Origin of the sequence: Oceanobacillus sp. FSL K6-3682 (assembly GCF_037976165.1) — a bacterium.
Taxonomy (GTDB): Bacteria; Bacillota; Bacilli; order Bacillales; family Amphibacillaceae; genus Oceanobacillus; species Oceanobacillus sojae.
Window position 1 is genome coordinate 3932343 of the sequence record NZ_CP150263.1, and the last position, 14689, is coordinate 3947031.

Annotated in this window: 13 protein-coding genes and 1 riboswitch; of the genes, 3 read left to right on the forward strand and 10 right to left on the reverse strand. The window is 37.1% G+C overall.

Features of this window, described 5'->3' with window-relative positions; all coding sequences use genetic code 11:
• Positions 1 to 103 precede the first annotated feature (103 nt).
• The 8 genes from MHH51_RS19230 to MHH51_RS19265 all read right to left on the reverse strand — a co-directional run bounded on the left by MHH51_RS19230 (position 104) and on the right by MHH51_RS19265 (position 8766).
• Positions 104 to 736 carry an HAD family hydrolase gene (locus MHH51_RS19230; protein ID WP_339283023.1) on the reverse strand — a complete coding sequence of 211 codons (633 nt, stop codon included), beginning with the start codon at positions 734 to 736 and terminating at the stop codon, positions 104 to 106.
• A 177-nt stretch (positions 737 to 913) separates the two neighbouring features.
• A complete protein-coding gene (locus MHH51_RS19235) occupies positions 914 to 1030 on the reverse strand; it encodes an anti-repressor SinI family protein (RefSeq protein WP_147210035.1) in 117 nt (38 codons plus the stop codon).
• A 28-nt stretch (positions 1031 to 1058) separates the two neighbouring features.
• A riboswitch (cyclic di-GMP riboswitch) is annotated at positions 1059 to 1140 on the reverse strand.
• A gap of 225 nt (positions 1141 to 1365) precedes the next feature.
• Positions 1366 to 2499, reverse strand: a complete 1134-nt coding sequence (locus tag MHH51_RS19240) for a GntR family transcriptional regulator (RefSeq protein WP_339283025.1) — start codon at positions 2497 to 2499, stop codon at positions 1366 to 1368.
• A gap of 645 nt (positions 2500 to 3144) precedes the next feature.
• On the reverse strand, positions 3145 to 4917 hold the full coding sequence (gene opp4A, locus MHH51_RS19245; protein ID WP_339283027.1) for an oligopeptide ABC transporter substrate-binding protein: 1773 nt from the start codon (positions 4915 to 4917) through the stop codon (positions 3145 to 3147).
• A 12-nt stretch (positions 4918 to 4929) separates the two neighbouring features.
• Entirely contained in the window at positions 4930 to 5829 is a 900-nt protein-coding gene (locus MHH51_RS19250; protein WP_339283029.1) for an ABC transporter permease, read from the reverse strand.
• Between the two features lie 14 nt (positions 5830 to 5843).
• On the reverse strand, positions 5844 to 6809 hold the full coding sequence (gene opp4B / locus MHH51_RS19255) for an oligopeptide ABC transporter permease (protein WP_339283031.1): 966 nt from the start codon (positions 6807 to 6809) through the stop codon (positions 5844 to 5846).
• A 12-nt stretch (positions 6810 to 6821) separates the two neighbouring features.
• Positions 6822 to 7748 carry an ATP-binding cassette domain-containing protein gene (locus tag MHH51_RS19260; RefSeq protein ID WP_147210031.1) on the reverse strand — a complete coding sequence of 309 codons (927 nt, stop codon included), beginning with the start codon at positions 7746 to 7748 and terminating at the stop codon, positions 6822 to 6824.
• Entirely contained in the window at positions 7726 to 8766 is a 1041-nt protein-coding gene (locus MHH51_RS19265) for an ABC transporter ATP-binding protein (protein ID WP_339283033.1), read from the reverse strand. The genes MHH51_RS19260 and MHH51_RS19265 overlap by 23 nt, the downstream gene beginning before the upstream one ends.
• A gap of 215 nt (positions 8767 to 8981) precedes the next feature.
• Here MHH51_RS19265 and MHH51_RS19270 point away from each other — a divergent pair, with 215 nt between their 5' ends.
• Genes MHH51_RS19270 through MHH51_RS19280 form a run of 3 tightly spaced genes read left to right on the forward strand, consistent with a single transcriptional unit; the run spans position 8982 to position 12291 of the window.
• Entirely contained in the window at positions 8982 to 10085 is a 1104-nt protein-coding gene (locus tag MHH51_RS19270; protein WP_147210029.1) for a Gfo/Idh/MocA family oxidoreductase, read from the forward strand.
• A 49-nt stretch (positions 10086 to 10134) separates the two neighbouring features.
• Complete coding sequence (locus tag MHH51_RS19275) at positions 10135 to 11271, forward strand: Gfo/Idh/MocA family oxidoreductase (RefSeq protein ID WP_339283035.1); 1137 nt, start codon at positions 10135 to 10137, stop codon at positions 11269 to 11271.
• A gap of 24 nt (positions 11272 to 11295) precedes the next feature.
• Positions 11296 to 12291, forward strand: a complete 996-nt coding sequence (locus MHH51_RS19280) for a Gfo/Idh/MocA family oxidoreductase (RefSeq protein ID WP_339283037.1) — start codon at positions 11296 to 11298, stop codon at positions 12289 to 12291.
• Between the two features lie 327 nt (positions 12292 to 12618).
• Here MHH51_RS19280 and MHH51_RS19285 read toward each other — a convergent pair whose 3' ends face one another.
• Both MHH51_RS19285 and MHH51_RS19290 read right to left on the reverse strand, forming a co-directional pair.
• Entirely contained in the window at positions 12619 to 13614 is a 996-nt protein-coding gene (locus tag MHH51_RS19285) for an SIS domain-containing protein (protein ID WP_339283039.1), read from the reverse strand.
• Between the two features lie 16 nt (positions 13615 to 13630).
• Complete coding sequence (locus MHH51_RS19290; RefSeq protein ID WP_339283041.1) at positions 13631 to 14680, reverse strand: SIS domain-containing protein; 1050 nt, start codon at positions 14678 to 14680, stop codon at positions 13631 to 13633.
• Positions 14681 to 14689 lie beyond the last annotated feature (9 nt).

The window sequence follows — 14689 nt, forward strand, 5'->3', positions numbered from 1 at the left end:
ACTAAGGAAATTTGAATTCAAGTATTAAAGCTAGCAATTTAAAATTGCTAGCTTTAATACTGTAAATAATTTCAAAATCTATTTTAATTCGATTCATAAAACCTTACGGCTCTGCCCTGTCTTCATTTTGACTGCAACCAATAATCAATTCGATTGCTTTCGGAACCTCTGCAATATCCCAGACAGGTAAAATCCATGGAGGAGTTACAACCTTTTCATTAAAATCCTTTCTTACGGAGACTTCCAGATTTTGCAGCCAAATCGAATGCATTCCAATTCTATTCGCTCCAATAACATCCGTATCCCAGGTGTTACCTATCATAACAGCCTCTTCCGGTTGAATATCCAGCTTCTCGAGCACCTGATGATATACGATACTGTCCGGTTTTTCTGGAATAGATGGATCTAACTCAGACTTCGTAGCATAAACGTATTCAAACTTATCCAAAATATGTAACCTTTTTAACAGTTCCCGGACAACGTCACTGTCACTTGTTGCCGTATTACTGAGAATCGCATGTTTTAATCCCATATTATTAATTGTTTCCAGCACCTCTAATACATGCTCTCTTAATTCTATTTCCGGATATTCCGTAAGCGGCTTTACATCCATCCTGCTATTGGGCGGAGTAGTTAATGTTTCTCCTAAATCCCATATTACGTGAGATATCATGTTTTCCATTCTCCTTTCACTTTGTACGTTACATTTAAAGTTTTTGTGAGGTAAATCCTCCACGTTTTCTGTTTCTCATTTCTTTTCTATATAATAAAAGCATATAGTCCAGACAGAAAACTATCTAGTCATATGCTTTTAATTCGTTCAAGAATTTTATATACGGGAGACAGCAATCATACGCTTCTATTATTTAAGCATCCGCCACAATATAATTCGGCAGACAAACATTTTGAAGCATTAATTTTTCTTTAAAAACTGCCTGATTTCTTCCATCGCAATCCCCATTTTTAAAGCTTCCTTAATAAGTTCAACCCATTCTTTGTCTAATTTTTCCCTCGCTACCTCGTTATTCATTTAAACCCTCCCTAAAATATCTGTTATTTTAGGCAGCACAGCCATCTTAGCATAACCTTAGACCTGTAACTTTGCGTCCCAGTCTTTCGAATGGTTTGCCTTTTTCTGAATTTAAATATCTATTAAATAATACCAAAATATTTAAAAAATATCTCTATAATAATTATTAAAAATTACGACAAATTACGATAAAATTATCATTACAGTTATAAGATTGAAAAAGAGACGAATTAATATGTTTTGTAAACTAGTAAGACTTCCACAACAAAAAGGCTTTTCCTCGGTAATCTGCCAGGAAAAACCTCCGTTCAAAATACTTTCCTATATAATTAAACTCAAGTAGTATCTCCAATAATAAAATCAAAATCTACTTCAACATGTTTCGGATCATATTCTCCATTAATTTGCTTCATCAATAAGTGAACAGCCTCTTCCCCCATTTTATCTTCTCTTTGCGAAATATGTGTAAAAAGAGGACTGCCATTCGTTTTGGACACTGAATCAAAACAAACGATTGCATATTCCTGTGGGATCTTTTTTCCAAATGATTCCAGAACGGAGTAAACCATATTGGCAATTGTATAATCCGTACAAAAAACAGCTGTTATTTTTGGATTTTTTTTAAGAAATTCTTCTATTTTCCTTCTGTCGTTTTTCGCTATTTCCTTCACATTAGCAGCGGAAAAGTTCTTGGGAATGGAACTTAAGATATCTGATAGAAAGTAGTTATTGTTTACGGGGAGATTTTTGTCAGAGAAAGCTATATGAAAACCAATCTCCCGTTCCTCTATCGACGAAGTTCCTTCCTTGGGAGGAGAAATGAATGCCAGTTCTTGATGCCCTTTTTCAAGAAGGTATTTTATCGCCATTATAGTAGCTTTTTGATTATTAATATGCACAGAGCTTGCCGGAATACCTTTAATATAACGATCTAACAAAACAAGCGGATATTTATCCACTACTAAGCGTAATAAATCATGATTATAATGCCTTCCATGAGCAGGGATAATGATTAAGCCGTCCAGTCCTTTATCTACTAAAGAATTAATTGCTTTCTTTTCTTCTTCTACATAACCAAATGTACGTTTTATGACTAGATGATAATTGTACTCACTGCATTTTTCCTCTATCATTTTGACTTGCTTCAGTCCAAAAACATCTGAAAATTCAGGGATGATTAATCCTACTAATCCGCTTAAATGTGGTAATGCTTTTACCGAGGGTTCATTTTTGGATTTTTGATTTTTAATTTGCCCTGAAGAAACAAAAGAGCCCTTCCCTTGAAATCTTTCAATAATCTTTTCCTGAGCAAGTAAATCAAGTGCTTTTTTTGTTGTAATTCTACTGACTTTATATTTTTCCGACATTGCTTTTTCCGTTGGTAATTTATCACCAATTTTCAAATTACCAGACCGTATTTCTTCTATGACATCCAAATATATTTTCCTATATAAATTCACTGTTATCACCTTTATCAATCAGTACATTGATTGTATCAATGTACTATTTCATTTTCCATATCTGTGCTTCTCATCACATTAATATTATATAAATATCCCCTCATCCCTAAAAGTGCGTGTTCAAAAAGTCCGATAAATAGGACCAAGAAGTTCAAGGCGACTAACTTTTTCCGAACGGACTTCCACAGGATGTGGTGACTTCTGTGTTGTCGACAGGACGTGGACATTTTTAACAGAAGTTCCTCTATGCTTAATAATACGTGAGTATCGGGAAAATTTAGTCAACGCACTTCCGCAGGATGCGCTGGCTTCTACGTTGCCCACACGATGTGGGCGTTCTTAGTAGAAGCTCCTCTTATCTCCGTGTCATCTTTATTGGGCTTTTTGAACATCCTCCAAAAGGCCAAGAGTTCTATGTATGCAAAAACACTCCATTCTATTTACATGGTGTAAAAGAATGAAGAAATAGTACCTGTGACCATTATACGACAAACATACCTTTCTAGCATCAAAAAAATCAGGTCCAGAATGTAACATTTACTAATGGGCCATAAAACAAATAAGTTAAAACGATGAATTATCCAGAAATAGATAATCCTATATCATTCAATAAATGATATAGGATTATAAAGCGTCTGTTTTTACTGGATGACTTTATTCTGCTGTTTCTTCCGTTACACCGACTTCTTCCCAAGTACCGAAGATGGTGGTATCAAAAGAATAGTCTTTCACCCGATTGTTTACCCCTAACAATTTGTAACTGTACAAAATAGGAATTACAGGGGATTCTTCATACATATAAGCCTGCCATTCATTATATATTTCTTTACGTCTTTCTGTATCAAATGCTTCCTCGGATAATGCAGCTTCTAATAATTCATCGTTTTCTTCACTGACAAACCTCGAATTATTATATGGCATCTTTCGTCCATAAATACCTGATGGATCGACATCTGTTCCTACTCCCCAGCCGGAAATAAACACATCCACTTTTTGCTCATCATCATCTACCATTTTATTAAAAGAATTGAATTCATGAAGACGCCCATCAACCAGCTCCACATTCAGGCCAATGTCATTCCAGGATTGGATGAAATACTTAGCCATTGGTTCAGAAGTATCACTTCCGGATCTTGCTAAGAAATTAATGATAAATTCTTCTCCGTCTGGATCCTCTCTATACCCATCACCATCTACATCTACATAACCAGCTTCATCCAGCAGCTCCTCTGCTTTTTCTACGTTATATGGAAATCCTTCTATTGTTTCATCATGATACCCTTCAAAGAAAGGAACAATTAGTGTCGTAGCCGGAAAACTTAAGCCATGATAGAAATTCTCTGCAATTTGTTCCATATCTAACGCATACCCCATTGCTTTTCTCAAATCCTTATTTTGAAGCTTCGGACGATCCATAACATTCTCTTTTTTTTCTGTATCATAATGTCCTAATTTAAACGATAGATACGTATAGGAATTATTGATGCCGCCAATGATTTGATAGTTTTCTCCATCTGCCGCATTCGGATATTGATCCGTCGGGAATGTTTCAGCAATATCTACTTCTCCATTTTCCAATGACTGCAGTACAGTGTTTGGATTCACTATCTTTAACGTAATAGAAGCGAGCTTCGGTTTTCCCTTCCAATAATCATCATTACGACTATATTGCACAGACTCTCCAGCAACAATTCTATCCACTTTAAAAGGTCCAAAGCCAATAGGATTTTCCCTTACCTCTTTGGAAGATGGGATATCAGGAACTGAGATATCACCTAAATAATGCTTTGGCAGTGGAGTAGACCATATCCCATTCAATATGGCAGGAGATGCTTTCGTATACGTTATTGACAATGTTTTCTCATCAATTATTTCAATCCCGGAGATTTCATCTGCTTCCCCGCTATTATATGCGTCCATTCCCTCCACCATTTGTATCAGTGATCCATAATGCGAGCCTACATATTCCGGGCTCCCTATTACTTCATAAGCAAATTGAAGATCTTCCGCTTTTACCGGCTCCCCATCATGCCAGTTCACATTATCTTTAATTTGAATAGTTATTGTCTTGTTGTCATCTGACATTTCAAAAGTAGCTGCTCCGTCATTTGTAATCTCAAAATCTTTGTTTACTGCCAGCAATGCTTCATCAAAAAACTGAACTACTTGACCATCTGGTGCTGCAGCAAGAAATGCACTATTGAGAATTCCTTCGAATGGAGAATCAGACACTAAACCATAGGTTAAACTTCCATCCTCGATAATTTCACCATCATTTTGAACCTCTTCATTAAGATCGATTTCTTCTGTTTGCCCCTCTGCTCCACTCCCCTCACTGTCGCTTTCACCCTCGCCGTTGCATCCTGCTAAAATAATACTGAACAATATCCCTGATACAACAATCCACAAAGCACTTTTCCTTCTCATACTCTCTTCCTCCTATCCTAATCTTTGTCTTGCATCCCCAGACCTTTTTAGTGCTTGTCCGATGAAGTTTATACTCAACATCATTATTAAAATTAATAATGATGGAGGTAACCAAATCCACCACATTCCCTGTAATACTTCAGGATTTGTCGAATATCCAATTAATGTCCCCAGGCTCGGCGTACTTTCCGGTAAACCAAATCCCAAGAAACTCAATCCCGATTCTATTCCAATATTTCCTGCAAAGCTTAGCGTCAAGTTAACAATGATAATGGAAGTTAAATTAGGCAGGATTTCTCTATACATAATTCTTATATTCGAAGCTCCCAGCATTTTGGATGCACTGACATAATCCAGCTCCTTCTCTGCCAGCGTCTTGGCTCTGATTAAACGGGCATTGCTGACCCATAGAAATGCACTCATAATCATAATAAAGGTGACAATATTGAACTTTGGAATCAATGTGATAAATACAATAACCAACATAAGAAACGGCAAAATCATTATAAAATCAATGATGCGCATGATGATATTATCTATCATCCCGCCGAAATAGCCGGAAACCAAACCAACTGCAAATCCAAAAACACCAGTAATCACGGTAATAACAAACCCGATGATAATGGAATTCTTCGCTCCAATAATAAGCTGCCCCAGAATATCTCTTCCTCCATAATCCGTTCCTAACAAATGCTCTGAAGTCGGAGGAGAATAAATCGAAAATAAATCTACCCGCACAACCTCTTCCTGATCTAAAATCAACGCTCCAGCAAATACCGAGATAAATATGATCAGCAGAATAATAACTGAAGCAATGGCTAATTTATCTTTCTTAAATTCATTAAACATAATCTTTAGGCCCGTTAATTTATTTGATGGAATTTCAGCACTTGTACTGCTTTCAACACTCACTTTATCCCTCCTCTTTATTCCACCCGGATTCTCGGATCAACCAAACTCAATATGATATCCGATAACAGTGTACCGATTAGCGTCGCTACCCCTGTTACCATTACCAGTGCAGTTACCACGCTGAAGTCTCTTTGTGATATAGATTGCAGAAACAACTGTCCAATTCCCGGATAGCTGAATATACTCTCTAAAAAGATAGAACCAGTAATTAATCCTGTAATTTCATACCCTAAAAATGCTGCGATGGGTAAAATAGAATTACGAAGGATATGATGCGAATATATCTTTGCTTCTGGAACTCCTTTGGATTTTGCTGTTTTGATAAAATCCTTCATTTTCGTATCTATAATTTCGTTTCGTAAATACTGAATCGTTCCAACGGTCGCTAATAAAGCGCCGGATAAAGCAGGTAAAAGTAAATGATAAATCTTATCCATATAGTAGCTGAATGTTTCAGGCTCCAAATTAATATCGGCGCTGCCTCCAGTAGGGAACCACTGTAATTGAAACCCGAATACAAACAACATTAATAATGCAAATATAAATAAAGGAGTCGCATAGGTGACATAGTTGTAACCGACAATCAGCTTATCTACCAAAGAATCATGAAACCTTCCTGCAGTAATACCAAGTGGGATAGCGATAAGATACGTTAAAAATAAAATTGCGGCTGACAAATAAACCGTATTCCAAAGCCTCGCTTCTAATAATTCCAAAACAGGGCGCTGATGAATATAGGACGTACCTAAATCACCTTGGGACAATCCTTTGATCCAATTTAAATATTGAACATGGACTGGATCGTTAATTCCCAGATTTGTCCTCATATCTTCAATCGTTGATGAATCAACACCCGGAGTTTCCACCAAGCCGGATAAAGCATCTCCAGGCATCACCTTTGCCAGGATAAATACCAGGACACTTAAAACAACCAACTGGGGTATCATAATTAATATCCTGCGAACAACAAATTTCCACATTTTCAAGCCCCCTTAGCGTAATGCTGCAAAATGGGTATCTGATACAGGCTTTAAATCCATTACGCTTCCATCTTCATTAAAATATTTATCATTTTCCTTTTGATATTCTTCCTCAATATTTTTTCGAAGCAATTCACTATTCTGATGCTGATCTGTATCCAATTCAGGTATAGAAGCAATTAGGCGCCTGGTATAAATATGCTGCGGATTTTCATAGATATCTTCTCTTGTACCTTCTTCTACAAATTTTCCTTTGTACATAATGCCGATTCGATTACACATATGCCTGACTATCCCTAAATCATGGCTGATAAAAAGATAAGTAAGGCCAAATTCCTCCTGTATGTCCTGCATAAAGTTAAGTACTTGTGCCTGTACAGAAGCATCCAGCGCAGAGACAGGCTCGTCAGCGATGATTATTTTAGGCTTTAATGTTAATGCCCTGGCAATACCTACCCGCTGCCGCTGTCCTCCTGAGAACTGATGAGGATATTTAAACAAAGAATCTCTGCTCATTCCCACTTTCCACATAAAGTATTCCACCTGCTCCCTCTCTTCCGATTTCGACAGGTTCTCAAAGTTCCGAAGCGGCTCAGCGACGATATCATAGACGGTCTTTTTCGGATTTAAAGAAGAATAAGGATCTTGAAATACCATTTGTATCTCTCTTCTGGTTTCCCTAATTTGTTTGCGGTTACATTTTGTCAAATCCAAATTATTAAATATGACCTCCCCGGAGGTAGCCTTTGTTAACCCGACAACTGTTCTGCCGGTTGTTGTTTTTCCGCATCCCGATTCACCTACTAACGCATATGTCTCGCCCCGCTTCAATTCAAAATTGATATTATCCACTGCTTTCACATGATTGACAACTCTGCGAAAAATGCCTCCACGGATAGGATAGTAAACCTTTAAATTATTGACCTTGAAAAACGTCATCCTTCTCCCCCTCCACCACTTGATTATGATTATCAATTTGAAAATGTTTATAGCATGTGCATCGGACCCAATGACCTTTTTCAACTTCTCTTAACGTTGGTGTTTCTTCGTGAATAGAATCATCTGTGCCGCTCATTCGAGGCTTAAAGCGGCAGCCCTGTCTTTGAAGATGGTTCAATGATGGAACAACGCCTTTAATAACGTGTAATTTTTCACCCTGGTTGTTTTTGGAAGGAAGTGAATGCAACAATGATTTGGAATAAGGATGCAGCGGGTTTTTCAGAAAATTCTTCGTCTCTCCTATTTCTACAAATTCTCCAGCATACATCACAGCTATACGATCAGCCATTTCTGACACAACACCTAAATCATGTGTAATCAAAATAATGCTTGTCTTCATTCGCCTTTTTAATTCTTTTAATAAATCGATAATTCGAGCTTGAATGGTAACATCCAACGCGGTCGTGGGTTCATCAGCGATAATCAGAGAGGGCTCACAGGCGATTGCAATCGCAATAACAATCCGCTGCCGCATCCCTCCGGATAATTCATGGGGGTATTGTGAATATACTCTTTCCGGCTGCGGAATTTTCACCTCATTAAGAATTTCTATCGCTTTTTGTTTTCGTTTGTTTTTGGATAATTTCGTGTGGTATTTCATTCCCTCTTCAATTTGCTTTCCTACAATCATTAAAGGGTTTAATGCAGTTAAAGGATCTTGAAAAATCATACTAATTTCTTTACCGCGAACTTTATTCAATTGAGTGTTTGAATAAGATAATAGATCCGCCCCTTTGAAATGAATCTTTCCACTGATTTTCGTTTGTTCTTGACTATGCATCCCCATAATGGAATGTCCAAAAGCAGATTTTCCGCATCCTGATTCGCCAACAATTGCCACTATTTCATTCTCATATACATCTAAATTAATATGGTCATTCGCCGGATAATATTGGTCATCTATCCGGAAGGAAGTGGTCAAATCTTCAACTTGTAATAATATATCATCATTTGACATATCAAATTTTAATCTCCTTTTATATTTTTAGATTTTTTAATAAATTCTAATTATCATTATTATAGTGAGATATTTCAACGAATGTCAATATATATTTTTTATATAATTATAAATTTCATATTTTAAATTTTCAAAAATATAAATGTTGACATACTAAGTATGTATATTTATTATATTTAATAATAGATTAAATTTTTTGTGAAGGTGGAATAGTTATGACACAAACTGTTAAAATTGGAATAATCGGTAGCGGCGGCATTGCCAATGCACACGCTCAATGCTATAAAAAAATGAGTGATGTGGAAATAGTGGCCGTAGCGGATTTAGTTCCGGGTAAAGCAGCGGAATTTATCCAAAGACTTGAATTAAAAAATGCAGTACCCTTTGAAGATCATCAAGAATTATTAGAATTAGACCTCGACGGAGTAAGCGTTTGCACACCAAATGTTGCCCACCATAAAACAAGTGTAGATTCTCTGCTGGCTGGAAAACATGTGCTTGTAGAAAAACCATTGTCTATCACGTTGGAACAGGGAATAGATATGGTGGAGACATCCTTGAAGATGAATAAAATGCTGACTGTCGGTTTTCAGCCAAGATATGATCCGAATATGCAATTGGTAAAAGAAATTGTAAGCTCCGGAGAATTAGGAAATGTTTATTACGTTCAAACCGGCGGAGGCCGGCGCCGGGGGATGCCACAAGGAACTTTTATTAAAAAGGCATTAGCCGGTGCCGGCGCGATGGCAGATATCGGCTGTTACTCGCTGGACTTAGCATTAAATACATTAGGCTATCCAAAACCAATCTCTGTCTCCGCTTACACATCAAATTTGTTTGGTACAAATCCGGACCATCATCCCGAGGCTGAGAATTTTGAGGTGGAAGACTTCGGCATTGCCCTCATTCGTTTAGAGGGTGGAAAAGTAATTAATTTTAAGGTTTCCTGGGCAATGCATATGGATACATTAGGACCAACTCTGTTCTTAGGGACCAATGCCGGGCTGAAACTGACACCGGCAGGTCAAGGGCCCTGGAGCGGTGTATGGGATGGAGGAATCGGTTCCATCGATCTCTTCCATGATGTAATAGGACAGCATGTTGACACATCAATTCCTGTTAAAAAACACAATCTAAATATCTTTTATGAAAAAGTAAGAGCATTTGTCAAAGCCATTCAGGAAGGAAAGAACATCGCTCCGATTCCAGCAGAACAAATTTTAATCAATCAGGCGATTATTGACGGAATATTACGATCTGCTGAAGCCGGAAAAGAAGTATCTATTTCAATTCCCGAATTGCGTCCTGCCAAGATATAGTCATCTAATACTATCGTTTTTTCATTATTTCAAAGAAGAGGTGAAATACATGAGTATCCGAGTTGGAATGATAGGTTATCAGTTTATGGGAAGAGCACATAGTATCGCTTATCGCAATATCCCTTTTTACTTTAAAAATACGACACGTCCTGTTCTGCAAACTCTTTGCGGAAGAAATTCACAAAACGTCAGCCGGGCAGCTTCAGAAATGGGCTGGTCTTCTTCTGAAACAGAATGGGAAAAAATGATTCAACGGGAAGATATCGATTTAATCGATATTGTGTCACCAAATCATACACATGCTGAAATAGCAATTGCAGCTGCTGAAGCAGGAAAACACGTCATCTGTGAAAAACCCTTAGCTACGACTTTAGAGGACGCCAAAAGGATGCTTGAAGCAGTTGAAAAGGCTGGTGTCATGCACATGGTCTGTCACAATTACCGATTTGCTCCAGCAATACAACTTGCAAAAAAGATGATAGAGGAAGGACAGCTAGGAAAAATTTATCATATACGCGCAGTTTACCTGCAAGATTGGTTGATTGACCCATCTGCACCAGTTACCTGGAGACTCCAAAAAGAAAGAACAGGATCTGGTGCTCTTGGGGACATCGGCAGCCATATCATTGATTTAGCCAGATTCCTGGTCAGTGAAATTTCTGAGGTTTCCGGGTTATTAGAAACCTTCATCAAAGAAAGACCAAGTGCAGCAGAAAACACAGATGAAAAGGAACTTGTAACTGTGGACGACGCTTCTATTTTCACAACGAAATTTGAAAATGGAGCCTTAGGAGTTTTCGAGGCATCCCGCTTTGCCACGGGAAATCGAAACGGCAACAGAATTGAAATAAACGGAGAAAAAGGATCTATTCGATGGGATCTTGAAAATATGAATCATTTACATGTTTACCTGGAGAATGATAGTGTAGAGCTTCAAGGATTCCGTACTATAAACTGTACTGGAGAAGTCTACCCGTACGGAGAAAATTACTGGCCTCCAGGTCATATTCTTGGATACGAACACACATTTATCAATCTCATAAAAACAATGATGGATTCGATTAAAAATAAAACATTAGAAGTACCAAATTTCAAGGATGGTTATCTCAATCAGCTTGTAATACACGCTGTAGAAGAATCTCATCGATTAAAAAAATGGGTCAAACTATCTGATTACATCAATTAATGTTTAAAAAGGAGGAAAACACATATGATTAACGTTGCTTTACTTAGTAAATGGCATGTCCACGCAGAGGATTATGCGCAGCAGGTTCAAGAAAATAAGCAGCTTTCCCTCGCTTGTATTTGGGATGAAGACACTCGCCGCGGGAAAGAATGGGCAGATAAATGGGAAGTTCCATTCGAAGAAAATCTGGGTACCGTTTTAAATGATCCTCATATTGATGCCGTCATTATCAATACACCAACGAAATGGCATACAGAAATTATTCAAAAAGCGGCAGCACATAAAAAACATATTTTCACAGAAAAAATATTAGCATTCACCGTGGAAGACTGCAAAAAAATATATGAAACGATAGAAAAAGAAAATGTAAAACTCATGGTATCCCTGCCAAGACTTACAGAGTCTTATTTCCTTTACGCAGAAGAAGCATTCAAAAAAGGCTGGTTAGGAAATCTAACCAGCATCCGCTGCAGATTAGCTCATAATGGATCTGTTTCAACAGAAACCCATCCTAATGGCTGGCTTCCAAGTCATTTTTATGATAAAGATGATTGTGGAGGCGGTGCTTTGATTGACTTAGGCGCCCATCCCATCTATCTGACCAACCGTTTAGCTGGACCTTTAGCAAACGTTTATTCCAGCCTGCATTCATCATTAAAACATAACGTAGAAGACAACGCTGTTGTTGTTACACAATATAAAAGCGGAGCAATCGGCGTACTTGAAACTGGATTCAATTCTTATGGAAGCCCTTTTCAATTAGAATTATACGGGACACAGGGATGTTTATTGATTGAAGACTCCAAGGTACGTATCAAAAGTACACACTTAAATAAAAATGAATGGTCCGAACCGGAAGTATTACCTGAAAGCTTACCTACAGCGATGGAGCAATGGGTTCACTTAATTCAAAATGGTACGGCTCCTTCTATTACCAAGGAAGACATAATTTCGTTAACCTTGCTTAATGAGGCGGCTTATCTTTCTGATAAACAAGGAGAGAAAATTACTATTGAATAGTAAATGGATATTATTTTTGGGGTGAGAGATAACTAGTCAAAGTAAAAAGACAGATAATGGCAGTGTATCTTCTTTGATTCACTGCTATGAAGATAATCTTAATTCAATTTCCACTTTAGGTTTCATTTCTCCTGGACAGCCCTTATAGGGTTGTCCAGGAGAAATGTAGTGTCAAGCAAGAAAGAGGCGAGAGTTTTATGATCAGTGTATCACTAATGCTTACTCTATTTCCAGTATAGCTAGTGCATTAATTATTTCATTTAACAAAAAGCATATAATCAGATAGAAATTATCCAATTATATGCTTTTAATTATAATTTTTTAACACTAATAATCGAACTGACGGTAATAACGGCGTATTTCTAATGGATGGCAGTTTAACTTCTCAACATGGGCATCTATTCTTTGAGTTACCGCATGCATAATAAAATACGATAATCTACCACGGTATTTATCGCTAATACCTGGTAATTCATAGTCTTTTGAATCGATGATTGTATAATTACCACAAATTCGCGGCAAGAGATTACCTACTCTCTCTGCTAATTCACGCTGTTCGTCTTCTCCAATAAACAGGGTTACTGGTGTATTTTCATCTACAATTTCTAATGTACCATGTAAAAACTCAGCGGCGTGAATAGATTTAGAACGTAACCAGCTTTGTTCTTCCCAATAACACATTGCATAGGAATATACTGCTCCCCATTGATTACCTGCACCGATGAAATAGTGCATCGCATCATGACGATGCTTTTCAGCAAATTCAAATCCAAAATTATCAGCAGACTTTTCTACCTCTACTAAAGCAACAGCCAAATGCTCTTCTAATTCTTTATAATAAGCTTCATAATCTGGAAATTCACCATTACGATACATGAAGCGGTCGGCAGCCATAAAAAATTTTAACTGCTCATTTCCCGGATAAGAGATAACGTAATCTCCCATTTCTGCTAAGGGAGTATTCGGTTCATCTACAAACGCAATAATCGTTGAACCTAGTTCTTTTATCATTTTGATTGCTTTCACCACTTCTTGCGTTGATCCTGTTACGGAAGACAATATCACTATAGATTTCTCTGTCAGTCTTTTGTTTCCAGTTGTATAATATTCTGCAGCATGCTGGACAAACACGGGCAAGCTGCTTTTTCCGTTAATATAAGTCACAGCTTGCATACTGGATGCATACGTGCCCCCAATGCCCAAATAATAAATATTATCAAAACCTCTATCGTAAACCTCATCTATGATATGTTCTATCTCATTTTTTAATGCAATAGCTCCGCTAACGCTTTCAATTTGTTTTTGTTCATCAAATTTCAACATATCTATCCCTCTTTTCTTAAATTTTACTTTGAAGTACTTGATCAAAATCATCAAATATTCTTTGCCCTAAATCAATCCCTTGTATCGTCGCTATTTGATAGGCAAAATATTGGAAAGGGATTACTAATAGCAATGGACTAATCTTCTCACTTACATCTAAATCTAAAGCCAGCTCATCTTCTCCTCCTGCACTTTGGGTAGAAATGACATAACATCGTTTCACATGCCTCTCCATATAGCCTCTTAGCGCTTTTGAGCGAGATAAAATAGCACTATCTGTTTCAACAAAAAATATACTGTGCGTTTCATTTGCTTCTAAATAAGGACCATGCATATAGGCCTCTAATTCAAATCCTTGAGATGGTTTTCGAACTGTTTCAGTAAATTTAGTTTCAAATTCTTTTGCTGTTCCCCAGTTTGGCCCATAACCAATCGCAAGAAATCGATTGCTTTCCTTTAATTCGGCTTTTTTATTCTCAAAGAATTTTGCTGTTTTATCTATAATTTTATTAATACTGTAAACAGCTTTACAAAGATTTTCTTTCTCTTTTTCCAGAACCTTTTCACCCATTCGATGAGATTGTGAAGCGATGGTTAGAGACAGTAACATCAAATTTAGGACAGTTGCTGAATAACCTTTCGTTACAAAACCAACTTTTTCAATTCCCATATTCAGATTAAGCGTGCGATTCGTAACCTTAGTAATTGGACTTTCACTATCACTAGTCAAAGTAATCGTCTTTATTTTTTGAGACTGCGTTATCTTTTCAACAGCATGAATCGTTGATGTACTTTTCCCGCTCTGTGAAACAGCAATAACTAAATCAAATTTAGGATCAACTTTGCCGTAATGCAAGAAATCAAATGGTTCTTGTATATCTATATACATATCTCCTGTAGACTCCATATAGTATTTTGCTGCAAGGGATGCGTTATAAGAAGATCCAGTTGCTAGAATAAGACAATGTGTAACATCTTTTAACTCCGGCAAATTAAAGTCAAATTCTTTTATTATTTTTTCCAAAGTTACTTGTTCTTCATAAATATAGTCAAGCATACTTACCATTTCATTTCC